This is a genomic window from Neisseria sp. P0022.S009 (genome assembly GCF_051956675.1).
Taxonomy (GTDB): Bacteria; Pseudomonadota; Gammaproteobacteria; order Burkholderiales; family Neisseriaceae; genus Neisseria.
On sequence record NZ_JBQCXE010000003.1, the window covers coordinates 192,023 to 218,435 of the forward strand.

The following is a 26,413-nucleotide window of genomic DNA, read 5'->3' on the forward strand; positions in this document are numbered from 1 at the left end:
ACCATGACGACACCTATACTCGAAATCGAAAACCTAAACGGCTCCTTTCCGAGCAAGCAAGTCCTGCACAATATCAACCTGACCTTGCAACCCGGCCGCAAGCTGGCATTGGTCGGCGAGAGCGGCAGCGGCAAAACCGTATTGTCGCAAGGCATTATGCGCCTCAACCCGATGGTTAGCTTTGAAGGCCGTCTGAAATATTGCGGAACCGACCTGCTGACCCAGTCCGAACGCGCCCTGCAAAAGCTGCGCGGCTGCGAAATCGGCATGGTGTTTCAAGAACCCATGACCGCCCTCAACCCCGTGATGCGTGTCGGCGAGCAAATCGCCGAAGTCCTGACCCTGCATCTGGGTTTGGATAAAAAACAGGCATGGGCGCGCGCCATCGAACTCCTAGACGAAACCGGCATCCACCAGCCCGAGCAAAAAGCCCAGGCTTATCCGTTCCAACTTTCCGGCGGTCAACGCCAGCGCGCCATGATTGCCATGGCCGTATCCGCCCAACCCAAACTCCTGATTGCCGACGAACCGACCACCGCATTAGACGTTGCCGTCCAAGCCCAAATTCTCGACCTGCTCTCGCGCCTGCAGGAAGACCACGGCATGACCATGCTCTACATTACGCACGACTTAAACCTCGTGCGCCGTTTTGCCGACGACATCGCCGTTATGCGTAACGGCCGCATCCTCGAAACCGGCAAAGCCGCCGAAGTCTTCGCTAATCCGCAACACGAATACACCAAAATGCTGCTCAATGCCGGCACAACACGCCGCGTCGCCCCCTTACCTAAAAACCCGGCCACCGTACTCAAAGCCGAACACGTCGCCTTTTCCGTCAAAGAATCGGACGGTTGGTTTAAAAAACGCGACAAAACCATCCTCAACCCCATTTCTTTCGACCTCAAATCCGGCGAAACCTTAGGCATCATCGGTGAAAGTGGCTGCGGCAAAACCACACTGGCCAAAGCCGTTATGCACCTTATCGACTCCGAAGGCAGCCTGCACATCAACGGCGAGCTATGGCGACACGAATTACGCCGCGAAATCCAAATGGTGTTCCAAGACCCGTTCGGCGCATTCAATCCGCGCATGAACGTCTTCGATACCGTTTCCGAAGCCTTACGCGTACACGAACCTGAAATGCCGCGCGAAGAAATGCGCCGCCGCGTTCAAGAAGTCCTCAAACAAGTCGGCTTGCCCGAAGACGCCCTCGAACGCTATCCGCACGCATTCTCCGGCGGCCAACGCCAACGCCTCGCCATCGCCCGCGCCATCATTGTCCGCCCGAAAATTCTCGTATTGGACGAACCAACCAGCGCGCTCGATGTCCAATGGCAACAACAAATCCTTGAATTGCTCAGCGGCCTGCAAAAAGAATACGGCCTCGCCTTCATCATCATCAGCCACGACCTCGCCGTCATCCGCGCCATTTCCCACCGCGTGATGGTATTGAAAGACGGTCAAGTCGTTGAAGAGGGCGAATGCGAAAGCGTGTTTGCCAATCCAAGCAGCGACTACACGCGCCATTTGATTGCCCACTCCGGCCACATGGTCCAAGAGGCCGTCTGAATCTTTAAGGATTGCGATAGACGCATTTCAAAAAAACTATTACTGAGTGGCGGCACTTGAAATTTTCCCTGTCTGCCACTATCCTGAACAACATATTTATTAATCCCGATTCAAAAGGAAACAAACATGAGCAGCGAATTGATTATCCACGCCAGCGATGCCAGCTTCGAACAAGACGTTTTGAAATCCGATGTACCTGTATTGTTGGACTTCTGGGCACCATGGTGCGGCCCTTGCAAAATGATCGCCCCAATCTTGGACGACATTGCCTCCGAATTCCAAGGCCGTCTGAAAGTCGTTAAAATCAACATCGACGACAATGAAGCCACTCCTGCCAAATTCGGCGTTCGCGGCATCCCTACCCTGATGGTGTTCAAAAACGGCGAAAACGTTGCCACTAAAGTTGGCGCATTGGCTAAAGGCCAACTGACTGCATTCGTTGAAGCTTCTATCGCTTAAGGTTTTAAGCATATAAAAAGGCCGTCTGAATATTGTTTTCAGACGGCCTTTTTTGTATTCATTAAGCAGCCAATGGTTTCAAAGTCAGGCTGGCATTTTCAGCTTTCACTTTAAACAGCAAATCAATATTCGGATGTTTACCCGGATTGGCTTCGGCATCGGCAACATGTTCGGCAAACCATGCCAGGCCACGTTCTGCCGCCGCTGCGTCAAGTTTACCGCCAAACTCTTGTGCCAAAGCATGGTAAAGCTTGAGCGAGCCTTGTTTGCCGGGTGCATTGGGAATGTGATGAACCACATTGCCCTCTTTGTCGAGAATATCCAAGCCGCTTAAATGATCGATGGCAGGCATGGCGGCCAGATTGTCTTGGAAGCTCATGATTGTCCTTTCTGATGTGGGTTTTAAAGCAAACCATATAACAAGGCCGTCTGAAAGTTTAGGTTTGACACTTTTCAGACGGCCTTAAACATTTCAATTAACGTGTACCGAAAATCTTATCGCCGGCATCGCCCAAACCGGGGATGATGTAGCCGTGTTCGTTCAAGTGGCTGTCGAGCGCGGCAGTGTAGATGGTTACATCAGGATGCGCCTCGTTGACGGCTTTCACGCCTTCCGGAGCGGCAACCAATACCAATGCTTTGATGTTACGGCAACCTTTGGCTTTCAAAAGGTCGATGGTGGCAACCATAGAGCCGCCGGTCGCCAACATTGGGTCGATAATCAGCGCGGGACGTTCGTCCATGCTGTCGACAAATTTTTCAAAATAAGAAACCGGTTTCAAAGTTTCTTCATCGCGCTGCAAACCGACAACGCTGATTTTGGCAGTCGGAATCAGGTCGAGTACGCCGTCAAGCATACCCAAACCGGCACGCAAAATCGGGACGACGGTCAGCGTTTTGCCTTTGATGCGGTCGCCTTCGATAGAGCCGCACCAGCCGTCAATAATGTATTTTTCAATTTCAAAGTCACGGCTGGCTTCATATGCCATCAGACGTGCCAACTCGGTGGTAAGCGTGCGGAATTTGTAAGTGCTGCAATCCGCTTCACGCATCAGCGTGAGTTTGTGGCGGACTAAAGGGTGGTTGATAACGGTAACGTTCATGTTGATTTTCCGAATTGCGTTGATGGAGGGGAATTATACTTTTTTTCGCATGGCGCGCAAAGTGCGTATTCATGCGAAAGGCCGTCTGAATCAGGGTTTCAGACGGCCTTTGTCAACAATTTTACATTGCGGGAATATTTAAAATGCTTAAGCTTTCAACAATTCTTGCAGTTCGCCGGCTTCGTACATTTCCATCAAAATGTCGGAGCCGCCGACAAATTCGCCGTTGACGTACAGTTGAGGAATGGTCGGCCAGTCGCTGTATTCTTTAATGCCTTGGCGTACGGCATCGTTTTCCAATACGTTGACGGTTACATAGTCGGTGCAACCTGCCGCATTCAGGATTTGTACGGCACGGGAAGAGAAGCCGCATTGCGGGAATTGCTTCGTGCCTTTCATGAACAATACGACGCGGTGTGTGGTAACGACTTCTTTGATTTGATCGTGGATAGAGGACATGGTGTGTTCCTTTTTACTAAATCGGTTGTTCGGGGAAAATCAAATTTCCCGCCATTATACGCAAATTGATGAAGTTGAGGGGCGTTTATCAATGTCGGATCTGACCGTTGCCGTTGATGTAGAACTTGGTCGAAGTCAGCGCTTCCAAACCCATCGGGCCGCGGGCGTGCATTTTTTGGGTGGAAATCCCGATTTCCGCACCCAATCCGAACACAAAGCCGTCGGTAAACCGAGTGGACGCATTGACATAAACCGCCGCCGCATCAATGCTTTCTTGGAAAAACTCGGCATGGGCAATGCTTTGGGTCACAATTGCTTCCGAGTGATGCGTTGTATGGCCGTTAATCCAATCGACGGCTTCTTCCACTGATTTCACTATTTTGACCGACATAATATAGTCAAGAAACTCAGTCTTATAATCTTCCTCGGTCGCCAAAACAGCATTTTTAAACATACGCAATGCCTCCTGATCGGCTCTAAATTCGACCAGATGCACTTTGGCAACAGCTTCTTCCAGTTTGGGCAAAAACGCTTCCGCTATCTTTTCGTGGACAACCAAAGACTCCGCGGCATTGCACACGCTTGGGCGCTGCGTTTTCGCATTGACGACGATATCGGCCGCCATCTCCAAATCGGCACTGTCATCCACATAAATATGGCAATTGCCGACTCCGGTTTCAATGACGGGGACTTTCGATTTCTCTTTCACCGTCTGAATCAAGCGCGCGCCGCCGCGCGGAATCAGTACATCAATATAATCAACTGCCTGCATCAATTCCTCGGCAGCAGCATGACTGGTATCTTCGACCAGTTGCACCACATCGGCATCTATTCCCGCTTGTACCAAAGTCTGCCTGATGACGGCAATCAATGCGGTATTGGAATGGATGGCATCGCGACCGCCGCGCAAAATAATGGCATTGCCGGTTTTAAAGGCCAGAGAGAACGCATCGACCGAAACATTGGGGCGGCTTTCAAAAATCATGGCAACCACACCCAAAGGCACGCGTTTTTGAACAATCTTCAAACCGTCCAGATTGGTATAGCCGCGGACAACCTGTCCAATCGGGTCCTGCAAATCGGCAACCTGCCCAACACCTTCCGCAATGCCTTTGATGCGTTCGTGATTCAAGCGCAGCCTGTCGAGCATAATGTCCGAAATGCCGTTTTCTTTTGCAGCGGCCAAATCGCGGGCATTTTCCGCCAAAATCATCTCAGCCTGTTCAACCAACGCCGCCGCGACCTGATGCAGCAGATTGTTTTTTTCTACGCTTCCCAAACTGATTAACGTTTTACTGGCTTTTTGGGCATTCTTGCCCAACTGTTCGATATAGCTCATCAAACCTCCCTATTTCTCTTGTGCAAACCACGTTCCGATAAGCGCGCCATCTAAAACCTGAAGGATATCGCGCGGATTGGCGCTGTTCATCAACACCATCTGTCCGTGATGTTCAAACATCATCTGCGCGCTCTTAATCTTACTGAACATGCCGCCCGTACCAAACTTACTGCCCGAGCCGCCGGCAGAAGCAATAATTTCTTCGGTAATATCGGCCACATGGCTGCGCAGCTTGGCATCGGCGTGAACAGCCGGATTTTTATCAAACAAACCGTCGATATCGGACAACATAATCAACAAATCTGCTTTAACGATTTTCGCCACGACTGCCGACAAACGGTCGTTATCGCCAAATTTGGTGGCATGGTCCATCTCGTCCACGCTAACTGCATCATTCTCATTGACAATAGGGATGACGCCGATGGAAAGCAGGGATTCAAAAGCATTGGTAACGTTTACCAAACTTTCCGGATATTCGACCACATCGCGCGTCAGCAGAATTTGCGATACCGTCATCCGATAATGGGAAAAAATCTGCGAGTAAAGGCTCATCATGGCCACTTGGCCGACGCTGGAAACAGCCTGCTGCTGCGCAATTTCCGCCGGACGTTTTTCCATATTGAGGACATTCAGCCCAAAGCCCATCGCACCGGAAGACACCAGCACAATTTCTTTGCCCTTTCCGACCAAGCTGGAAATGACAAAGGCCAGTTGGTCGATTTTTGCCAAATTGATTTTGCCGTTTGGCAACACCAAAGAACTGGTTCCAATCTTAATGACAATGCGTTTTACTGCTTCAAAATCTCGTTTCATTATTCTCCTCTGCTTTCTATTTTTATGATTGCACGCGGCATTATTTCAGCCAAGCCAATCCACATCATAACTGCGAAGCAATAGAAAATACAGACAAAATTAAAAAGTGTCTCCTTCAAAAGCCATATTTTCAGCTTTTACACGAATCTGTTAACAATAAAACAAAAGGCCGTCTGAAACCCTATTTCAGGTTTCAGACGGCCTTTTACCGATTATTGAAACTCTAGCCTGCAAAGATAAATACAGACCGTTCCCTACAAACGTTTATTGGTGGTCGGAAATAATTTTCAGCATTTGCGCCAATACTTTAGGATTGGCCGCAACAATGTCGCCGCTTTCCAACCAGCCTTCATTGCCGGACATATCGGTAACGATACCGCCTGCTTCTTGGACAATCAATGCACCGGCGGCAATATCCCAAGGTTTGAGGTTGAACTCGAAGAAACCGTCCAAACGGCCGGCCGCAACGGCACACAAATCCAAAGAAGCCGCGCCTTCACGACGGCCGCCGGCGGTTTTTGACAAGAAATCTTTTAAAATTGCCAGATACTTGTCCATCATGCTTTGATCGACAACAGGGAAGCCGGTACCGATCAGGCATCGGTTCAATTCGATGCGGTTGGAGACACGGATGCGGCGGTCGTTGAGCAACGCGCCTTTGCCGCGGGAAGCCATATATACATCGTTGCGCTCAGGTGCGTACACCAAAGCTTCTTGCAACACGCCTTTGTGCAGGAGTGCCATAGAGATGGCGTATTGGGGATGGCCGTGGAGGAAGTTGGTTGTGCCGTCGAGCGGGTCGATAATCCATTCGTACTCGGCGGTGGCTTTACCGTGGGAGCCGCCTTCTTCGCAAGTGATTTTGTGATGCGGATAGGCTTCTTTGAGCGCTTCCACCAAAATCATTTCGGAGCTGCGGTCAACATCGGAAACGAAGTCGTTGAATGCTTTGCTGTCTACTTTGACGGCATCCAGATTGCCGGCGGCGCGAATCATCATTTGCCCTGCTTTACGGGCGGCTTTGAAAGCGGTATTTAAAAACGGATTCATGGTTTTCTTCCTAATTCAGGTAAAATACGCCCTAATGCGCCGAACAAGGCACACAAGAGGCTGTTAATCGTTTCCGATGCTGTTAAAGAACATTTCAGACGACATGGAAAAAGGCCGTCTGAAAACAAAAAGATGGCGCATTATACCTGATTCCCGTACAAACAGAAAATAAAACATGACTTCCGAAAAACCCGCCCTGCCCGCTTATCTGGACAACATCCGCATCATCCTCACGCGCACCAGCCATCCTTCCAATATTGGCTCCGCCGCGCGCGCCATGAAAACGATGGGCCTGCACAAACTGACCATCGTCGCCCCAAATCTGATGGCAACGCCGATGACGGAAAATCCGCCCGTGTTCGACCCGGAGCGTCCGCAATCGTTTAAATTACCGGAAGAAAGTTTCATCCTCGCTTCCGGCGCGGCAGACGTTTTGGAAAATGCCACCATTGCCGCTTCTTTGGACGAAGCCCTTGCCGACACCACCATCGCCTGCGCCCTGACCAGCCGCCGCCGCGAAATTACTGCGCCGCTGCAAACCCCGCGCGAGTTAGTACCCGAATTACTGCAGGCTGCCAACCGCGGCGAGAAAGTGGCGCTGGTCTTCGGCAACGAAACGTTCGGTTTGAGCATCGAAGAAGTCCAAGCCTGCAACCGACTGATGACCATCAACGGCAACCCCGACTATTTCTCGCTCAACCTCGCCCAAGCCGTGCAGGTCGTATGCTACGAAATCTTCAGCCAAACCGATTCGCCCATGACCCACCTTCAACAGGAAGACCACGCCGCGACCCACGAGCAAATTAAAGGCATGGTCGCCCACATGGAAAGCGTGATGAACGACATCGGCTTTTTCAACCGCCGCAACGGCGAGCGCCTGATGCGCCGAATGCAAAGCCTGTTCGGCCGCGCCAACACGCAAACCGAAGACATCGATATCCTGCGCGGTTTTTTCAATACCGTCAGCCACCGTATCCATAAAAAAGACTGATTAAGGCCGTCTGAAAACATTTCCAGCTTTTCAGACGGCATGACTGATATTCGGATAAGCATGAATTACGCCCTAGACGCATTATGGTGGAAACTCACCAGCCAACCCGTCCGTGACCTCGCCTCGCTGCTGACTGCGCCGCCTTTGTGGCAAAGCGGTTGCGAATTGAGCGTACGCGAATTATTGGGGGAACACGGTTTCCGTTACCTTTTGGCATTGGATGCCGATCCCGCGCCGCTGACGGATTACCTTGCCCAACGCGCCCCATTCGGACACCGTCTCGGCATTTATGCCGAAGAGCTGCTGGCTTTCTGGTTTGCCAACGCGCCGCACGCCAAACTGCACGCATACAATCTGCCCGTTTTTTCAGACGGCCAAACCTTAGGCGCCGCGGATTTTGTCGTTTCCCTCAACCAACAACCCTACCATATCGAGTTGGCGTGTAAATACTACGGCGGAGACCAAGTGCAAAACCTGCGCGGCCTCAATCCTAAAGACACGCTGACGGACAAAGCCGCCAAATTGGTGCAGCAATCCCAGCTGCTGCATACGCCGCAAGGCAAAGCAACCTTAGCTACACAAGGCCTGCCGGAAAATCCGCTCCCTGCTTCCATCGTGCGCGGTATCGGATTTTTTCCGCAAGGTTTCCATGCTTTTGAGCCGCCACTTAACCCATACGGCTGGCGCGGCATCTATATTCAAGATTGGGCGGAATACGGGTTTGAACGCCAAGAAGCCCGCTACCACCTGCTCGACCGCATGGCCTATCTCGCCCCTGCGCGAGTTGCCGAAACCGAAACATTGAACGCAACCGAAATCCGCCGTATCGACCAAGGCTTGATTGCCGTTTTGGAATTACGGCCGGACGGCTTTTGGCACGAAATCGAACGCATCATGAAGGCCGTCTGAAACCCTTTACTAACTTTAAGAGAAACCCATTACATCATGAACGCCGCACAACTCGACCACACCACCAAAGTTTTGGCTGAAATGCTGACTTTCAAACAGCCTGCCGACACCGTCCTCTCCGCCTATTTCCGCGAACACAAAAAACTCGGCCGCCAAGACCGCCACGAAATCGCCGAAACTGCCTTTGCCGCGCTGCGCCACTATCAAAAAATCAGCACCGCCCTGCGCCGTCCGCACGCTCAGCCGCGCAAAGCCGCTCTTGCCGCGCTGGTTCTCGGCAGAAGCACCAACATCAGCCAAATCAAAGACCTGCTTGATGAAGAAGAAACAGCGTTCCTCGGCAATTTGAAAGCCCGTAAAACCGAGTTTTCAGACGGCCTGAATACCGCCGCAGAATTGCCGCAATGGCTGGTGGAACAACTGCAACAGCATTGGAGCGAAGAAGAAATTCTCGCCTTCGGCCGCAGCATCAACCAACCTGCCCCGCTCGACATCCGCGTCAATACTTTGAAAGGCAAACGAGATAAAGTATTGCCATTGTTACAGGCTGAAAGTGCCGATGCAGAGGCAACGCCTTATTCGCCTTGGGGCATCCGCCTGAAAAATAAAATCGCGCTTAACAAACACGATCTGTTTTTAGACGGCACGCTGGAAGTCCAAGACGAAGGCAGCCAGCTGCTTGCCTTATTGGTGGGCGCAAAACGCGGCGAAATCATTGTCGATTTCTGTGCCGGCGCCGGCGGCAAAACCTTGGCTGTCGGCGCGCAAATGGCCAACAAAGGCCGAATCTACGCCTTCGACATCGCCGAAAAACGCCTTGCCAACCTCAAACCGCGCATGACCCGCGCCGGACTGACCAATATCCACCCCGAACGCATCAGCAGCGAACACGATACCCGTATCGCCCGACTGGCAGGTAAAGCAGACCGCGTGTTGGTGGACGCACCCTGCTCCGGTTTGGGTACTTTACGCCGCAACCCCGACCTCAAATACCGCCAATCCGCCGAGACCGTGGCCAACCTTTTGGAACAGCAACACAGCGTCCTCGATGCCGCATCCAAACTGGTAAAACCGCAAGGCCGCTTGGTGTACGCCACCTGCAGCGTATTGCCGGAAGAAAACGAGCAGCAGGTCGAACGTTTCCTGTCCGAACATCCCGAATTTGAACTCGTCAACTGCGCCGAACTGCTGCAAAGCCTGAAGGTTGATTTGGATACCGGAAAATACCTGCGCCTCAACTCCGGAGAACACCAAACCGACGGCTTCTTTGCCGCTGTATTGCAACGCAAGGATTAAGGTTGAAAAAGGCCGTCTGAATTCCTTTCAGACGGCCTTATCGATAGATTTCTTACATTAAAACCATAAATTACGATAGTCGCGCTTTGCAATAATATACTTTGAGGCCTGTATCTCGACCTTTTATCAGAATATTGTGAAAAGCCGGAAAAAATGCTTTATGCTTTGTAAATGTATGTGTTCTCGTTCAAAATTCGCCCGGCCATGCCTCAAGCGATACCCGATACGGACAACGATAATATATAAATCATTTGGTTAAAAATCATGTCGCATATTTATTCTTCCCCCACAAAGCCCCGTTTATTGTCATCGGCCGTTGCCGTCGCCTGCTGTCTGCTGCCGTTTCAGACGGCCTCTGCATACAGCCTGCAAGACATCCTCAGGGATGCTTTAATCAGCGACCCGATTGTGCGTGAAGCCAAGGCTACCCAAGAAGCGGCGCAAAGCACGACCAAAGCCACGCGTGCGCGCCATTACCCCGTTGTTACCCTGACCGGCACGAAAGTGCTGGCACAACACAATAAATACACCAGCAACGATATGGAAGACGGCGTCGGCGTACGCGGCAGCCTGAACATCTATTCATGGGGCGCGATTGAAGCCGCCGTCCGCCGCGACCGCAGCCGCGAAGAATACTATCAACACAAATACACCGAAAGCCAAGAGCAGCTGGGAAGCGATATCGGCCGCCTCTATCTGAGCGCATTGCGTGCAAAAGAAACCCTGATTCTCAACGAGCAGACTTTGGCGCGCCACAACAACCTCTTAAAAGACTTAAATACCATCGTCAAATATGATGCCGGCCGCCGTTCCGAGTTGATTGAAGCACGCGCGCGCCAATTACAAGTGGCCAACATCATTGCCCAACAACGCCGCACCATGGATTTGGCGCTGAGCCGCCTATCCCGCTACACCTCGCGCCAACTGACTGCCAACGATTTGGAAGATCCGTTTAAAAACGACACGGCAAAATCCATCAGCGAACGCTTCAGCAACCCCAACCGCAATAATAATCCGTCCTATCAGGCACAATTGGCCGAACGCGACAGCGTCCGTGCCGATTTGGACGCCTCCAAAGCCGAACGTCTGCCTGCCCTCAATTTGGAAGGCAGTGCAACGCGCAATACCAAACAGCTTTATTTAAATGTTGCATGGAATGTGCTAGATATTGCCGCACGACACAATGTAGAGCGCAATGCCAAATCATTGATTGCCGCAGAAGCCAAATCCGAACAAATCCTGCGCGACATGAACGAACGCGTCCAAACGTCGGCCATCGATATGCAGGAAAGCGAACAGCGTGCCGCCCTGACAGCGCAACACATCGCCGCCCAGAAAGAAGTCATCAAAGTGTACGAATTGCAGTTTAAAATCGCCCGACGCACGCTGACCGACGTTTTGAGCGCATACAGCGAGTTATCCTCCATCGAACAGGATTACGTTGCCGCCCGCAACGATTTCCGCGATGCGGCGCTCGACTATTTAAATACCCAGGCCAAAATCTCCGCTTGGGTCGGTTTGGCGCAAAAATAAAGCCATATCCGCCGGTTAAACCAAAAACATTACGCGAAAAAATATGAAAGCCATCATTGAACACATCGTTTTAGTGACCCGTCTTTTGGGTGCGCCCGTATCCGAAGCCGCTTTGTCCGCCGAAGTCGTGCGCGACAAAAAGCTCAAGGTCAACTATCACTCGCTGGTCGAAGTCCTGCGCAGCCACGGCTTTGAAAACACCTTGTCCAAACGCAATTTAGAAGACATCCCCTCGCTCGCCGTGCCGGTCATGATTATCCTGCACAACGAAGAGGCCGCGGTCGTCACCAAAATCGAAGGCTCCGGCCAAGAGCGCAAATACCATATCCGCCAGGTTGACGGTTTGGAACAGGAACTCAGCCACGAGCAGCTCTCCGGCCTGTATTTAGGCTACTGCTGGTTTATCAAACCCAAAATGGCTACCGATATGCGCTCGGAGCTGCCTGAATACCATTTGCCCAAAGCATGGTTTTGGAAAGTCATTTGGCGATTCCGCAGCTACTACTACCAAGTCATCTTGGCCACCATCATCATTAACTTCCTTGCGCTCGTCAGCTCCCTGTATGTGATGAACGTGTACGACCGCGTGATTCCCAACCAAGCCTATGAAACCTTGTGGGTATTGAGTATCGGCGTGGTCTTGGCGATTTTGTTTGAGTTTGCCGCCAAGATGATTCGCGGCCACTTGACCGATATTGCCGGTAAAAAAGCCGACCTGATCATCAGCTCCGCTTTATTCCGCCGCGTGATGGCATTGCGCCTGGCAGACCGTCCCGCTTCCTCCGGTTCATACGCCAGCAACCTGCGCGAATTTGAAGCCGTGCGCGAGTTCATGACCAGTGCCAGCTTGTTGACCATTGTCGACTTGCCTTTCCTGTTGCTGTTTATCTTCGTAATTTCCATGGTCGGCGGCAAACTGGCACTCGTTCCCCTAACCATCATTCCGATTGTCGTGATTGTCGGTTTTGTCGTACAACGCCCGCTCTCTCGCCACATCAACGAATCGATGAAAGAAGGTTCGCAACGCTCCGGCCTTGCCGTTGAAGCCATCGAAGGCATCGAAACCCTGAAAACCAACAACGCCACATCTTGGGCGCAACAACGCTGGGACGAATACACCGCCAAAACTTCCGCTTCCTCCATCAAAGTCAAAGACACCAGCAACTTCATGGTCAACTTTGCCGTTGCCATGCAGCAGCTCAATACCGTCTTCTTGGTCGTAGTCGGTACCTATCTGATTCATGCCGAAAACCATGCGGAACGCATTACCATGGGTGCATTGATTGCCTCCGTGATTCTGTCCGGCCGCGCTTTGGCGCCGTTGGCACAAATCGCCGGTTTGGCGACCCGCTTCCAACAGGCCAAACTTGCCCTCAAAGGCGTAAACGATATCGTTACCCGCCCTATCGAGCGCAATCCGGAACGCAAATACATTACTTTGGACAACGTTCAAGGCAATATTACCTTTGAAAACGTATCGTTCAAATATCAAGCCGACAACAACAGCGCCGTCGAAGATTTGCGCCTGACCATCAAACCGGGTGAAAAAGTCGGTATTTTGGGCCGTATCGGCAGCGGTAAAAGCACCATGCTCAAACTGGCCAGCGGCCTGTACGATACCGAAAAAGGCAACGTTACCCTTGACGGCGTCGATATGCGCCAGCTTGACCCCAACTTCCTGCGCGACCAAGTCCTACTGCTGAGCCAATCGCCACGCCTGTTCCTCGGTACATTGCGCGAAAACATGGACTTGGCGCGTACCGGCAGCTACTCTACCGACCAAGACCTGCTGATTGCGCTCAACCGCTTCGGCCTCGACAAAATCATCCGCAACCATCCGCGCGGTTTGGATATGCCTTTAGGTGAAGACGGTTTGGGCTTGTCCGGCGGTCAAAAACAAATCATCGCCCTGGCACGCATGACCTTGCGCAATCCGAAAGTCGTCCTGCTGGACGAGCCGACCACCAGCCTGGACCAGGCTACCGAACGCATGGCGCTCAATGCCATCGCCCAATGGGGTCGCAACCGCACCATGCTTTTGGTAACCCACCGTCCGCAAGTGCTGCAAATCGTCAACCGCATCATTGTCATGGACAATGGTAAAGTCGTGATGGACGGCCCGCGCGACCTGGTATTGCAAAAACTCATGCAAAACGAACAGGCCAAAGCAGCCAACGTCAAACAACAGCAACAAGCTGTCAACGCCAAACAGCAACAACAAGCCGCCGCCCCTCAATCGGCAGCACAATAAAGCAAAAGGCCGTCTGAAACCTGCTTACCCTTTCAGACGGCCTGCCCTAATGGTTAAAATCCACCAAACACAATAAAGACACACGATTATGAGCCGCGAAAACAACGTCAAATCCAAAGACCTACACCTCATCAACGACCTCAACGCCGCCCTTCAAAAAGAAAAGCACAGCGGTCAATTTTGGGTCATTATCCTATTCTTCCTTTTCCTGGTTGTCTTCGTCGTCTGGGCATACAACAGTCCTGTCGAAGAAGTGACCCGCGGCAACGGCAATATCATTCCCAGCAGCCGTGAGCAAGTAATCCAAAGCCTCGACCCCGGCATCGTAACCGAAATCATGGTTAAAGAAGGCGATATGGTCGAGAAAGATCAGATTCTGATGAAACTCGACGACACGCGCAGCTCTGCTGTTTTGCGTGAAAGCGAAGCCAAAGTCGAAAACCTCGAAGCCACTGTTGCCCGCTTGAAAGCCGAAGCCTACGGCACCAAGCTCTCCTTCCCTGACAGCGTGGGTCCCGAGCTTCGCCGTCGCGAAATCGCCGCCTACAAAGCACGCCGTCAAGCCATGACCGACGCCGTCAGCGGCCTTTCCCAAAGCAAGGCTGCGCTTGACCGCGAAATCGCCATTACCGCCCCCATGGTTGCTGAAGGCGTGGTTTCCGAAGTCGAACTCTTAAGAATGCGCCGTGAGTCTGCCGACTTGGCCACCCAAATTTCCGAGCGCCGCAACCGCTACAAAGCTGATGCCAACAACGAACTTTTGCAAGCCGAATCCGAGCTGGCGCAATCCAAAGAAAACGTTGCCATGCGCGCAGACCCGGTTGAACGCTCGCAAATCCGCGCCCCTATGCGCGGCATCGTCAAAGGCATAAAAGTCACCACCATCGGCGGCGTTGTGAACGCAGGCGAAGACATTATGCAAATCGTCCCGGTTGACGACAAACTGCTGGTCGAAGCCTATATCCGTCCGCAAGACATTGCCTTTATCCGCGCAGGCCAACCTGCATTGGTTAAAGTCAGCGCATACGACTACTCCATCTACGGCGGTTTGGAAGGCAAAGTTACCCTCGTCGGTGCCGATACCGTCAGCAATTCCATGCAAAACCGTGCCAACGACTTGAAACTTGACCCGAACCAAGTCTATTACCGCGTTCTCGTCCAAACCGAAAACAATTCCCTGAAAGACAAAAACGGCAAACCTATGCCGATTATTCCGGGCATGGTGGCAACGGTGGACATCAAAACTGGTGAAAAAACCATCTTCCAATACCTGATCAAACCGATTACGCGCATGAAACAAGCGTTAAGCGAACGCTAATCGATAAACCAATAAAAGGCCGTCTGAAAATTTTCAGACGGCCTTTGATTTATGTTTTAAATACCTCCTTATCCGGCAGGCAAATTACTTTTCCTTAAAAGCAGTACCGACAAACGTTCTTTTCGGATTGCCGCGCTCAACTTGATAGAGTTGCGCGTGTTGCTCCTGCACAAAACTTCCAGCCTGTCCGGCATGATGCTCCGCCAGCTTTTGCGCCAATAACATTACCGCCAATTTTTTATTGGCATGCTGGCTGCGTTCGCTCTCGACCCGCACGGAAATGCCGCTTTCTTTATGGGTAGCGCGGACGGCACTCTCGGTTTTATTGACGTGTTGCCCGCCTTTACCGCCCGAACGGCAGGTTTGAAACTCGATTCCGTTTTCAGACGGCATTTCATACGTCTGTGGCATATCGGGCAAACGGAAAACGCCTATATACCAATTTTTGCGCGGATGTTTCGGGCGGACGGGGCTGGGGCATATCCATTGGAGCGTCCCCTGCCAAGTTTGCGCTAGGCTTTCGGCTTTTTGCCCTGCCAACTTGAGCGTCGCCGACAAAATGCCGTGCTTATCGGCGGTTTCGTTAACAAGTTCGGCATCAATGCCTTTGGCTTGGGCTTCGGCAAGCAGCTTGCCCAAGACGAAACGGGCAAATATACGGCACTCTGCCGGCCCTTGCGCGGTGGAAATTTGCAGATAAACCGCTGGTGTATTCTGTTTCATCTTTACGCTCCACACTCACCGCCGGTTTTATAGGTCAAAACAGGTTTAAACCGCGCAACCAATTCAATCAAACCTGCATTTTTCATGGCGGCAATAACGCTGTCGATGCTTTTATAAGCCTGCGGTGCTTCTTCAAAAATCAGGGCCTTATCCTGACAAACGACTACGCTGCCAAACTCGGTCTGGCGCAGGCTGTCGGCAGTATATTTGTGCGACAGCCTGCCTTTGCATTCGCCGCGCTGCCATTTCCGACCTGCGCCGTGAGCCAAGGTATTCAACGAAATTTGGCAATCTTCGGCAGGTCGGACCAGATAGCTGTAATCGCCACGCGAGCCGGGTATCATGACCAAGCCTTTATCGGTGGGCGTTGCGCCTTTTCGGTGCAGCCAACCGGTTATGCCGTCAATCTCGGTTTGCTCCAAAAAATTATGGTGGACATCGAGCAGGCATGTTCCTTCTGCGCGCCACCGGTCGAGCATTCTGGCCGCAATCAAACGGCGGTTAAGGCTGGCAAATTCAAGGGCTGTTTGGTGTTCGGCAAGATAGGCCGCCGCCGCTTCGCCCTCTTCCGCCAAACCTTGATGCCCGAAGGCGGCAATATGGCGTTGCAAAATCTGCTGGCCCAATCCGCGCGAACCGCTATGCACCAACAGTTGCAGATGGTTTTCATCAAAATCTATCGGGAGCAGATCGGCGCGATAAACGGTGTCAACGGTTTGCAACTCGGCAAAATGGTTGCCGCCGCCAATCGTACCTACAGCAAGGCCGTCTGAAAATTGGCGCATATCGACAGCGTAGCCTAATAAATCGACCTGTTCGTCTTTGTCTAGCGGCGTATCGATGTTACCGAGCTGTTTGGCGAGTTTGGCCGGTTTGAGTTTGGCTGCGCGTAAATTGGTCTGCCAAAACGCCATGCCGCAACCGATGTCGTTCCCAATCAGGGCAGGATAAAAATGACGGTCGCTGAAAAATGCCGCACCAACCGGATAACCGCGCCCTGCGTGTAAATCCGGCATTCCGGCAACGCGCAACATATGCGGTAATCGGGCGGTGGTTTCAAGCTGTGCGACAGCATTGCCTTCAATCCATGTATTTGAATCGGCAATAATTTGAATATGATGGGGATAATTGCCCATGTGTTTATGCTTTCTTTAAAACGGATAGAAACCGTCAGCAGATGACAATAAATAGCCACCGTCTGAGAAATGTTCAGACGGCCTGGTTTCTAGCCGATAATCGTAGGGAAAGCAGCCCGAAGCGGGCGACATGGAATGCGAAAAGCGTTATCCGAAAATCAGACCGACGCTTGGGCTGCAAAGAATGTGATTGAGCGGATTGAAGTATTGCGTGTCATGGCTTGCTCCTTTCTTTGCATGAAAATATTAAAAACGTTCGGATTATAGAGGGTTCATTTCCAATCATGCAAACTTACTGACATCAATCTGCCAATAATGTTGCATAAATGGCAACTATTAAGAACATGATTTAGGCCGTCTGAAAACTTTTCAGACGGCCTTTGATACCCAATAATTCTTACAAAACAACGGTCGGATAAGAGCCGACAACTTTCACGAAGGAAGCGCGTTCGCCCAAAAGCTGCAAGGCTTTTTGGACATTTTCATCGCTTTGATGGCCTTCAATATCGATGAAGAACAGGTATTCCCACAAAACCGATTTGCTTGGGCGGCTTTCAAATTTGGTCATGGAAATGCCCAACTCGGTGAAAGGTTGCAACAAAGAAGTAACGGCACCGGCACGGTTGGGTGCGGAGACGACCAAAGAGGTTTTATCGTTGCCGCTGCGGCCGGTTTCTTGATGGCCCATCACCAAGAAGCGCGTGGTGTTGTTCGGCTCATCTTCGATACACTCGGCGGCAAAACTCAACTGATAAATTTCCGCGGCGATACGTCCAGCAATGGCGGCCACATTCGGGCTGTCAGACTCGGCAACCAAACGCGCCGCTTCGGCATTGCTGGCTACGGCGATACGCTCGGCATTAGGCAGGTTGCGGCCGAGCCAGTCGTTGCATTGCGCCAAGGCTTGGGCATGGGCGAAAACTTTGGTAATGCCGCCGCTTTCGTGGCTGTCTTTACGCAGCAGGTTGTGATGGATGCGGACAACCACTTCGCCGCAGGCTTTCAACGCGGTTACGGCCAGCAAGTCCAAAGTACGGCCCACCGAGCCTTCAGTCGAATTTTCGACCGGTGCCACCAAATAATCGGCTTGGCGCGTTTCAACTTGTTTGAAGCAGTTGTCGATGGTGGTACACGCCATGGTGTGTGCGGCGTGGCCGAAATGTTTGATGGCGGCTTGCTGGGTAAATGTCCCCTTCGGGCCCAAATAGGCAATCGTCAGCGGACGCTCCACTGCCAAACATTCGCTCATGATCTCACGAAACAGCCGGGTAACCGATTCGTCCGGTAAAGGGCCGCGGTTCAAATCCTGAATCCGGCGCAAAACGGCCACTTCCCGTTCAGGACGGTACACCGCGCCTGTCCCTTTCAATTCGCCGATAGCATGCGCATGACCGGCGCGCTCGTTGAGCAAACGGAGGATTTCCGCATCGATGCTGTCGATGGCATTGCGGTGCGGCAATAATTGTTCGTCTATGGATAAAGGCATAAGCTGTCTCGCAATTTTGTGGGGGATATTTTGATTTTAACATTAAAGGCCGTCTGAATTCCGTTTTCAGACGACCTCAACACTATCTTTATCTAACTTTATCGTCTATCAGGTTTGCAAACGCCGCCAATTCCATCATAATTAAGCCTTTTGAACGACAAGGCCTATTCCATGCACTCAAACGGACTGTACACCCGTTTTCTACCCGATGAAGAAGCAACCCTGAAACTGGGTGAAGAATGGAGCAAGCAGCTTTCCGCTCCGCTGACCATCTATCTTGAAGGCGGGCTGGGTGCAGGCAAAACCACGCTGACACGCGGGATTTTGCGCGGACTGGGGCATACGGGCGCAGTCAAAAGCCCGACTTACACCATTGTCGAATCTTATCCGCTGGATACATTCACCCTCCACCATTTCGACCTCTACCGCTTTACCATGCCCGAGGAATGGGAAGATGCCGGTTTGGACGAATTGTTTGCGCCCGACAGCATCTGCCTCATCGAATGGCCGCAGCAAGGCGGGGAATTCACACCTCCGGCAGACATTACCATTACATTGACGTACACCGATAAGGGCAGAACCTGCACCTTTTCCGCCCATACAAACCAAGGCCGAAAAAGTTTAGAATCATGGTCAAATTAACTAGAAGACACATTCTCCGTCAAGGCACAGGACTATTTCTCACCCTCACGCCCGTGGGGGCCGCATTGGCCAAACCGGCCTCTCCTGCGCAATTCCTTGCCGTCCGCATTTGGCCGGCGCACGCCTACACACGCGTTACCCTTGAGAGCAACCACCCGATGAAATACCAACATTTTATGTTGGACAACCCCAGCCGGTTGGTCGTGGATATCCAAGGTGCGGAAATCAACAGCGTCCTACAAGGCATTTCCAGCAAAGTGCTGTCTGACGACCCTTTCATCCGCAGCATCCGCGCCGGTCAAAATACGCCCAATACCGTGCGTATCGTCATCGACCTCAAACAAAGCACCCATCCGCAAGTCTTTGCGCTCACCCCTGTCGGCAACTTCAGAAACCGCTTGGTTATCGACCTCTATCCGCACGGCGCAGATGCCAACGACCCGATGATGGCCTTGCTCAACGGCAGCGTCCCCAAACAACGTCCCAATACCAACACCGCATACGACACCCCCGCCCCTAAAAGCAACCGCGGCAGCGGCGGCAACCGCCGTCCCGTGATTATGATCGATCCCGGCCACGGCGGCGAAGACCCCGGTGCCATCGGACCGAGCGGCCTCAAAGAGAAAAACGTCGTACTCTCCATCGCACGCGAAACCAAAAAACGCCTCGAAGCCTTGGGTTACAACGTATTCATGACGCGCAACGAAGACATCTTCATTCCCTTGGGCATCCGCGTCGCCAAAGGCCGCGCGCGCAATGCCGACGTATTTGTTTCCATTCACGCCGATGCCTTTACCAGCCCGTCCGCACGCGGTACCGGCGTGTACATGCTCAATACCAAAGGCGCGACCAGCTCGGCGGCAAAATTCCTGGCCCAAACCCAAAACAACGCCGACGCCATCGGCGGTATTCAGACCAGTGGCAACCACAACGTCGACAACACGATTTTAGACATGACCCAAACCGCAACCCTGCGCGACAGCCGCAAACTCGGACATTTGGTGCTGACCGAATTGGGTAAGCTCAACCAACTGCACAAAGGCCGCGTTGACGAAGCCAACTTTGCCGTCCTCCGCGCGCCGGATGTTCCGTCCATTTTGGTGGAAACCGCCTTCCTCTCCAACCCTACCGAAGAGCGGCTGCTCGGCAGTGAATCATTCCGCCAACAATGTGCCCAAGCCATTGCAACAGGCATTCAAAAATACATCAATACCGCCGTTTTACGCCGCGGATAATGGCTTGATGAAACAAAGGCCGTCTGAAAAATTTTCAGACGGCCTTATCTTTGCAAGCAATCTATTTAACCGCACTTCCCTACCGCAGCCGGATAGACGGATACCTTCGTCTGCGTCAATGCAAACAAGTTTTCCAACTGCATTTGCGCCTGACGGTTGGCATGTTCCAAAATCTCAGCCTTACACGCGCTTTGCAACACCTGCCGTCTTGCCTCTTCCTGCACCGTCTTAAATACCGACTTATCCATAGGCAGCAAATTAAACGAGCCGGTCTGAATATCGTACACTTCGATATTTTCCAAATCCACGCTCAAAATTTCCACCGCCGGCAGGCTGATTAAGACCTTGTCGTCCACAATATTGACATTGTCCGCGCCTAATTTGTCCAAGTCCAAACCGGCCAACACCTTACCGCGCACAATAAAAATACCGCTTTGCGAATCCTGCCACAGCCTGCGCCAATCCCCTTTTTTCTCCGTACGGATAATCGTATCGATATAAAATGCCGTACTTTCCAAGCGGTTCATCTGCTTAATCTGCATCAAAACCCCTTCGCGGGACAAAACCTGATGTTCTTCGTTCTGACCATGCAGAGCATAAAACCAGCCGCCCGCAGCAGTCAGCGCACACAACACCAGCACGGCCAATCCGCGCCCAAACATTTTCATTTCAAACATCCCCCGTTAAAATAATCATCAAAACATTCCCCATATTCTCCCAAAACCATCAATTTCAAGCCATATTCAGGCCGTCTGAAACAATAAATTTCATTACCAAAAAGTAATAAAAAAATCCCCGCAAACAAAGTTTGCCTTTTGGTAAAGACAAGACTACAATCCATTACACACAATTCAACTTCATCCCATCATGAATACCACCGACCTGCGCCGCCTCAACCTGCGGCAATGGATAACACAACACCACAACGGCCAGCAAACCAAGTTTGCCCAAGCCATCGCCATCAACCAAGGCGAGCTGTCCGCCCTGCTGAAAAACAAATCTTTCGGCGAGAAAAAAGCCCGAAAAATCGAGCAGGCAGCCAATATGCCCGACATGTGGCTGGATCAAGACCATCAAGACCGCCACGCCCCCACCATCAGCCAAGAAAGAAATACCATGTCCCACATCTCCACCATCCCCGAAATCCTAGCAGACATCAAAGCCGGCAAAATGGTCATCATCACCGATGCCGAAGACCGCGAAAACGAAGGCGACTTGCTGATGGCCGCCCAATTCGTTACCCCCGAAGCCATCAACTTCATGATCAAAAACGCACGCGGCCTGGTCTGCCTGCCGATGGACGGCGAAATGGTAGAAAAACTCGGCCTGCCCATGATGACCCAGAAAAACGGCGCACAATACGGCACCAACTTTACTGTCTCCATCGAAGCCGCCCACGGCATCACCACCGGCATTTCCGCCGCCGACCGCGCCCTGACCATTCAAACCGCTGTTTCCCCATCCGCCAAACCCGAAGACATCGTCCAACCCGGCCACATCTTCCCACTGCGCGCCCAAAAAGGCGGCGTACTCGTCCGCGCCGGACACACAGAAGCCGGCGTCGATCTGGCACAAATGAACGGCCTGATTCCCGCCGCCGTCATCTGCGAAATCATCAACGACGACGGCACCATGGCGCGTATGCCCGAGCTGATGAAATTCGCCGAAGAACACAACCTCAAAATTGGCACCATTGCCGACCTCATCGAATACCGCAGCCGTACCGAAAGCCTGCTTGAAGACATGGGCAACGCGCCCGTACAAACCCCGTGGGGCGAGTTCCAACAACACGTTTACGTTGACAAACTCTCCGGTGAAACCCACCTTGCCCTTGTCAAAGGCACACCTTCCGCCGAAGAAGAAACCCTCGTCCGCGTCCACGAGCCCTTCAGCGTCATGGACTTCATCCAAACCAACCCGCGCCACTCATGGTCGCTGCCCAAAGCCCTTGAGCGCATCCAACAAGCCGAAAGCGGCGTCGTCATCCTCCTGCACCGCACCGAAGACGGCGCCACCCTGCTCGACCGCACCCTGCCCAAAGGCGCCAACCAAGCCTACAAATGGGATAGCAAAAGCTACGGCATAGGCGCACAAATCCTCGCCGGCCTCAACGTCAAAAAACTGCGCGTCCTCGGCCAACCGTCATCCTTCACCGGCCTCACCGGCTTCGGCCTCGAAGTCGTCGGCTTTGAAGAAGCTGAAAAATAATCTTGCTTGATTGATGCTCAAAACAAATGAAACAAAAGGCCGTCTGAAAGGTTTCAGACGGCCTTTTCATATCTCTATTTATCTGAATATGATCCAAATAAAATCACAATAAAAAAGACTATTTATTAGATTATTTCAATAATAATAAGAATAATCAATTATTAGATAAATATTAATAATATTTAAAAATTTTATATTTTTCATATAAAAGAGTATTTTAACCTCTTATATTAAGTTCTTAACAAAGAGAAACTATGTCTGCTTTTACTCCCAAACCCAAAATAATCATTCTCAGCCTTGCCAGCGCATTCAGTACATTAACCGTTGCTAATGTCATCGAAACCTCAGCTCAACCCGAACAATACCAAGAATTGGATACCGTTGTTGTCAGTGGCAAACGTACCAACGACCAAAAAGGCGCGGACGATGTGTATTACAAAAACGTTTCCAACGCCTACGTCGGCAAAGAATACCTCGAACGCTACCGCGTCCAATCCGCCGGCGACGTACTCAAAGGCTTAAACGGCGTGTACAACATGAACACCCGCACCGCTGGCGGCGCGATTACGCCTAATATACGCGGAATCACCGGCAAAGGCCGTATTCCCGTAACGCTGGACGGCACGGAGCAAACGGTCGATGTCTGGCTCAACAACTACGGCGTGGGCGACCGCAACTACCTCGACCCCGCCCTGTTCCGCAGCATCGCGGTGGAAAAAAGCCCCGCCCTCACGCGCGGCGTGAAATCGGGCGTCGGCGGCGCGATGTCCATCCGCACCATCGAACCTTCCGACATCATCCCCGAAGGAAGAAACTGGGGAATCGAAGTCAAAACCGAATTTTCCGGCAACACCGTGGCGCAGAAAAACGACTTGCGCCAATTCTTAGGCCGCGACTACCGCACCCTCTCGCCCATAGGCGCGACGGCGGACGGTACACCGGGTATGGCGGACGTGCTGACCGGCTATACCGGCAAACCCTCCCCCACCGCCCTGTTGTTGGACGAAGGCATAGCCGACACGAAATTCTCGGGCGGCAAAAGCCACACCAACTTCAAAGACGACAGGCAGCTGATGCTGTCCGCCGCCTTTAAAACCGACATTACAGACGGCCTTGCCGCATACAGCCACCGTCAAAAGGGCAACTACTACGCGGGCAAACGTGGCTATCAAAGCTACCTCAACAACCCCATTTACGGTGCGGATGCCTGTTACGACCAGTATCCCGATAAATCGCAACGGGAAAAAGACATACTCTGCAAATCTTCCGCCAGCCTGGTGCCGAATATGGCCATCCTGTTCAGGCCGGGCGAAGAAATCATGAACAGCCACACCGACACCAAAACCCTGCTGCTGAAAAATAACTGGTATTTGCCGGGCAATCAGAAAATCAGCCTGCAATATATGGACAACAAAATCGGCTTCGGTGAAATCAACCCCCTGATAACGGCATGGATACTCGGTTTCAGCGAACAATCCCTAAATGACCCCGCGCAGCAGGCACCAGGGATAGGGACGAAAATCGACAGTAAAACCTACAAAATCGGCTACGAATGGAAGCCGCAGGACAACAAGTGGATAGATTTTCAGGCCGATATGTGGCGGGTGAAGACCGACAGCAACCGCCATCAGAGCGGCGGCCCCGTCGTCGGCGTAACCACGCCCGACATGGACTACGACATCTGGTACTGGTGCAACATACGCAAACGGCAGTCTCCCGGTCTTAGAACGGAAAGTTGCGAAGACGCGATGACGTGGAACGCCTACGGTTCGGCACGAACCCATGAAGAAGTGCTGCGCATGATAGAAGACACGCCCGACAAAATCGCCCGCAGGCTGGCCCAGTACGATGAAAACAACCGTGCGATTACCGACCGCTGGATGGGGCATACGGGCGGCTACTACGCCATTACGCCCGCCGATAAAAATGTGATGACCGACCAGACCAACCATCTGGGCAGGCTGATGAACCTGGCCGAACTGAAGCAAAAGCTGAATCAGGAACGCTACTACATCGAACATCCCGACCGCATCATCATTCCCGGCGCGCGGCAGCGTACCGACGTCGTCCGCAACGGCTTCAACCTCAGCAACCGCTTCCGCCTTTCCGACAAACTCAGCCTCACCCTTGCCGCCGACTACCAGCGCGAAACACTGGAAGAACGCACCGACATCGCTAACAGCGCCGACCTGATGAACACGTTCGGCGTACTGACCCGCATGGCAGCCTTGGGCGGCCCGCAGTCGGCGAAAAAGCGCGAATGGGGCGCGAACCTGGTCTTCGACTGGAAACCGACTTCCCGCCTGAACATACAGGCGGGCGTGCGCTATCAGAACTTTAAAGGACGCAATATCGAACTGGCGCGGCAGCGTGCCGCACGCAACCCTTGGTATCAGTACGGCCTGGGTTCGGACAGCTATGTTACCGGCCTGATGATGCCTTATTACGAATTGGCGGATGAAGAAGATATTGCCAGCCAGCGGCGGATGGAGCAGCTTTATGACCCTGATAGAATCGGGGGACAGGTTGAAGAATATCAAAGGCTCAACCGCCGCTTTAAGGAAAAAAACGGCTATGACTACCGTCCGGGCGATACATTCGTCTCGGGAACACGGCTTTACAGCAAAGCCGACGGCAGCCTGTTTCAAAGTTACCAAGCGGATAAAAACAACGGTGTACTCTACGTCCTGCGCCGCAAGCAAATTATCCCAATGGTCGCGGGCAAATTTGATCACGGCAAAGTGCAGATTACGCCGGAAATGTACCGCGAAAGGGTAAACAATCCGCAGGGAAAAAGCGGCAGCTACCGTCGCTATATCCCAGGATCGCATATTTACATGACCGACCCGGTACGCGAAGAAATGGAACGTATGGCCAATGAAAACCAAATTCCGTCAAAAGAAGACAATAATCAGGTACTGAAATATGGCAGCGATTACAATCGTACCGCTTGGATCCGGCATCAATTCGGCGAAGCCGACCGCTGGCGCATGCCGCAGGAACAGCGCGCGCATTCCTGGGCGCCCATGCTGTCGGTCAGCTACGATCTTGCCGACAACCACCGCCTCTTCGCCCGCTATGCCCGCATGAGCCGCTTCCCCAGCCTTTACGAACTGACCGCCGCCACCGGCAGCGGCGGTCTGTACGGCAGCGAGACCGTGGCCGAATACAGCCTGAAGCCGGAAAAAAGCACCAACTGGGAAGTCGGCTACAACTTCAATTTCGCCCCGCATTTCGCCAAGCTGCGCCAAGGCGATATCCGCCTCACCTACTACAGCAACAAAATCAAAAACCAAATCGACACCTCGAATATGGACGGCGGCATGATCCAATACGACAAGGCAATCAGCAAGGGGCTAGAACTGCAAAGCCGCCTCGACAGCGGCCGCTTCTTTGCCTCCTTCGGCGGCACTTACCGCTTGAAACATATGGTGTGCGACAAGGGCATCGCCTTCAAATTCGACTATTACCTGCAACGCGTACCCGAATGCCTTGAAGGCGGCTTCGGCCTCAGCCGCTTCTTCCAGTCCTTGCAGCCGAAATATTCGCTTACCCTCGATGTCGGCACGCGCTTCTTCAACGAAAGACTGGAATTGGGCATGCGCGCCATCCATCACAGCAAGGCGGAACGGAAAAACTACGACAAGCTGATTGCCGACGGCGCAGGGCAGGTGTATGAGCGCAACGGCAAACCCTACGGCTGGCACGCCGCCACCCTGCTTGATGCCTATGCCCGCTACCGCATAGGGAAACATATAGACTTGAACTTCGGAGTAACAAACCTCGCCAACCGCTACTACTTAGACCCCATGTCCAGCACTCCTGTCCCCGGCCCGGGCAGGACAGTTACCTTCGGCATCAAGGGTAGGTTTTAAGGCTTGACTGTATCCTAT

22 protein-coding genes are annotated in these 26,413 nt (G+C 52.4%); 12 read left to right on the forward strand and 10 right to left on the reverse strand.

The window, feature by feature from the left end; translation table 11 throughout:
* Positions 1 to 3 precede the first annotated feature (3 nt).
* Entirely contained in the window at positions 4 to 1,569 is a 1,566-nt protein-coding gene (locus ACTHUG_RS06050; RefSeq protein WP_440385680.1) for an ABC transporter ATP-binding protein, read from the forward strand.
* Between the two features lie 126 nt (positions 1,570 to 1,695).
* The gene (gene trxA, locus ACTHUG_RS06055; protein ID WP_003681479.1) at positions 1,696 to 2,028 is read left to right on the forward strand and encodes a thioredoxin TrxA; all 333 of its coding nucleotides are present in this window, start codon (positions 1,696 to 1,698) and stop codon (positions 2,026 to 2,028) included.
* 61 nt (positions 2,029 to 2,089) lie between these two features.
* Here trxA and ACTHUG_RS06060 read toward each other — a convergent pair whose 3' ends face one another.
* The 6 genes from ACTHUG_RS06060 to ACTHUG_RS06085 all read right to left on the reverse strand — a co-directional run bounded on the left by ACTHUG_RS06060 (position 2,090) and on the right by ACTHUG_RS06085 (position 6,792).
* Positions 2,090 to 2,407 carry a DUF2322 family protein gene (locus ACTHUG_RS06060; protein ID WP_049335566.1) on the reverse strand — a complete coding sequence of 106 codons (318 nt, stop codon included), beginning with the start codon at positions 2,405 to 2,407 and terminating at the stop codon, positions 2,090 to 2,092.
* Between the two features lie 97 nt (positions 2,408 to 2,504).
* On the reverse strand, positions 2,505 to 3,131 hold the full coding sequence (gene upp / locus ACTHUG_RS06065; protein ID WP_003746048.1) for a uracil phosphoribosyltransferase: 627 nt from the start codon (positions 3,129 to 3,131) through the stop codon (positions 2,505 to 2,507).
* Between the two features lie 147 nt (positions 3,132 to 3,278).
* Positions 3,279 to 3,590: a Grx4 family monothiol glutaredoxin gene (gene grxD / locus ACTHUG_RS06070; protein WP_003681608.1), complete on the reverse strand. Its 312-nt coding sequence runs from the start codon at positions 3,588 to 3,590 to the stop codon at positions 3,279 to 3,281.
* Between the two features lie 88 nt (positions 3,591 to 3,678).
* A complete protein-coding gene (locus ACTHUG_RS06075) occupies positions 3,679 to 4,929 on the reverse strand; it encodes a glutamate-5-semialdehyde dehydrogenase (protein ID WP_440385679.1) in 1,251 nt (416 codons plus the stop codon).
* Positions 4,930 to 4,938: 9 nt separating this feature from the next.
* Positions 4,939 to 5,742, reverse strand: a complete 804-nt coding sequence (proB, locus tag ACTHUG_RS06080) for a glutamate 5-kinase (protein ID WP_440385678.1) — start codon at positions 5,740 to 5,742, stop codon at positions 4,939 to 4,941.
* Between the two features lie 264 nt (positions 5,743 to 6,006).
* Positions 6,007 to 6,792 carry an inositol monophosphatase family protein gene (locus ACTHUG_RS06085; protein ID WP_107867667.1) on the reverse strand — a complete coding sequence of 262 codons (786 nt, stop codon included), beginning with the start codon at positions 6,790 to 6,792 and terminating at the stop codon, positions 6,007 to 6,009.
* Between the two features lie 175 nt (positions 6,793 to 6,967).
* Between ACTHUG_RS06085 and ACTHUG_RS06090 the strand changes: the two genes are divergently transcribed.
* The 6 genes from ACTHUG_RS06090 to ACTHUG_RS06115 all read left to right on the forward strand — a co-directional run bounded on the left by ACTHUG_RS06090 (position 6,968) and on the right by ACTHUG_RS06115 (position 15,090).
* A complete protein-coding gene (locus tag ACTHUG_RS06090) occupies positions 6,968 to 7,783 on the forward strand; it encodes an RNA methyltransferase (protein WP_049329264.1) in 816 nt (271 codons plus the stop codon).
* 39 nt (positions 7,784 to 7,822) lie between these two features.
* On the forward strand, positions 7,823 to 8,692 hold the full coding sequence (locus tag ACTHUG_RS06095) for a DUF1853 family protein (RefSeq protein WP_440385677.1): 870 nt from the start codon (positions 7,823 to 7,825) through the stop codon (positions 8,690 to 8,692).
* 36 nt (positions 8,693 to 8,728) lie between these two features.
* Positions 8,729 to 9,988 carry an RsmB/NOP family class I SAM-dependent RNA methyltransferase gene (locus tag ACTHUG_RS06100; protein WP_440385676.1) on the forward strand — a complete coding sequence of 420 codons (1,260 nt, stop codon included), beginning with the start codon at positions 8,729 to 8,731 and terminating at the stop codon, positions 9,986 to 9,988.
* Positions 9,989 to 10,252: 264 nt separating this feature from the next.
* Positions 10,253 to 11,521 (forward strand): TolC family protein, encoded by a 1,269-nt coding sequence (locus tag ACTHUG_RS06105; protein WP_430225210.1) that lies wholly within the window; start codon positions 10,253 to 10,255, stop codon positions 11,519 to 11,521.
* A 43-nt stretch (positions 11,522 to 11,564) separates the two neighbouring features.
* Positions 11,565 to 13,772 (forward strand): type I secretion system permease/ATPase, encoded by a 2,208-nt coding sequence (locus ACTHUG_RS06110; RefSeq protein WP_440385674.1) that lies wholly within the window; start codon positions 11,565 to 11,567, stop codon positions 13,770 to 13,772.
* An 88-nt stretch (positions 13,773 to 13,860) separates the two neighbouring features.
* Positions 13,861 to 15,090: an HlyD family type I secretion periplasmic adaptor subunit gene (locus ACTHUG_RS06115; RefSeq protein WP_049323522.1), complete on the forward strand. Its 1,230-nt coding sequence runs from the start codon at positions 13,861 to 13,863 to the stop codon at positions 15,088 to 15,090.
* Positions 15,091 to 15,174: 84 nt separating this feature from the next.
* Here the strand turns inward: ACTHUG_RS06115 and prfH are convergent, their stop codons facing one another.
* The 3 genes from prfH to pheA all read right to left on the reverse strand — a co-directional run bounded on the left by prfH (position 15,175) and on the right by pheA (position 18,435).
* A complete protein-coding gene (prfH, locus tag ACTHUG_RS06120; RefSeq protein ID WP_440385673.1) occupies positions 15,175 to 15,813 on the reverse strand; it encodes a peptide chain release factor H in 639 nt (212 codons plus the stop codon).
* Positions 15,814 to 15,815: 2 nt separating this feature from the next.
* Positions 15,816 to 16,949 carry an RNA ligase RtcB family protein gene (locus ACTHUG_RS06125; RefSeq protein ID WP_440385672.1) on the reverse strand — a complete coding sequence of 378 codons (1,134 nt, stop codon included), beginning with the start codon at positions 16,947 to 16,949 and terminating at the stop codon, positions 15,816 to 15,818.
* Between the two features lie 397 nt (positions 16,950 to 17,346).
* Complete coding sequence (gene pheA / locus ACTHUG_RS06130; protein WP_440385671.1) at positions 17,347 to 18,435, reverse strand: prephenate dehydratase; 1,089 nt, start codon at positions 18,433 to 18,435, stop codon at positions 17,347 to 17,349.
* A gap of 171 nt (positions 18,436 to 18,606) precedes the next feature.
* Between pheA and tsaE the strand changes: the two genes are divergently transcribed.
* Both tsaE and ACTHUG_RS06140 read left to right on the forward strand, forming a co-directional pair.
* On the forward strand, positions 18,607 to 19,077 hold the full coding sequence (gene tsaE, locus ACTHUG_RS06135; protein ID WP_063076419.1) for a tRNA (adenosine(37)-N6)-threonylcarbamoyltransferase complex ATPase subunit type 1 TsaE: 471 nt from the start codon (positions 18,607 to 18,609) through the stop codon (positions 19,075 to 19,077).
* A complete protein-coding gene (locus ACTHUG_RS06140; RefSeq protein ID WP_440385670.1) occupies positions 19,065 to 20,312 on the forward strand; it encodes an N-acetylmuramoyl-L-alanine amidase in 1,248 nt (415 codons plus the stop codon). Before tsaE ends, ACTHUG_RS06140 begins: the two co-directional genes overlap by 13 nt.
* Positions 20,313 to 20,377: 65 nt before the next feature.
* On the opposite strand, the gene ACTHUG_RS06145 is transcribed toward ACTHUG_RS06140, so the two are convergent.
* Entirely contained in the window at positions 20,378 to 20,989 is a 612-nt protein-coding gene (locus ACTHUG_RS06145) for a DUF4230 domain-containing protein (RefSeq protein WP_188213678.1), read from the reverse strand.
* 190 nt (positions 20,990 to 21,179) lie between these two features.
* Here ACTHUG_RS06145 and ribBA point away from each other — a divergent pair, with 190 nt between their 5' ends.
* Together ribBA and tdfG are read left to right on the forward strand one after the other, a co-directional pair.
* Positions 21,180 to 22,520 (forward strand): bifunctional 3,4-dihydroxy-2-butanone-4-phosphate synthase/GTP cyclohydrolase II, encoded by a 1,341-nt coding sequence (gene ribBA, locus ACTHUG_RS06150; RefSeq protein WP_440385669.1) that lies wholly within the window; start codon positions 21,180 to 21,182, stop codon positions 22,518 to 22,520.
* 254 nt (positions 22,521 to 22,774) lie between these two features.
* A complete protein-coding gene (tdfG, locus tag ACTHUG_RS06155) occupies positions 22,775 to 26,395 on the forward strand; it encodes a TonB-dependent receptor TdfG (protein WP_440385668.1) in 3,621 nt (1,206 codons plus the stop codon).
* The last annotated feature ends 18 nt before the right edge of the window (positions 26,396 to 26,413 follow it).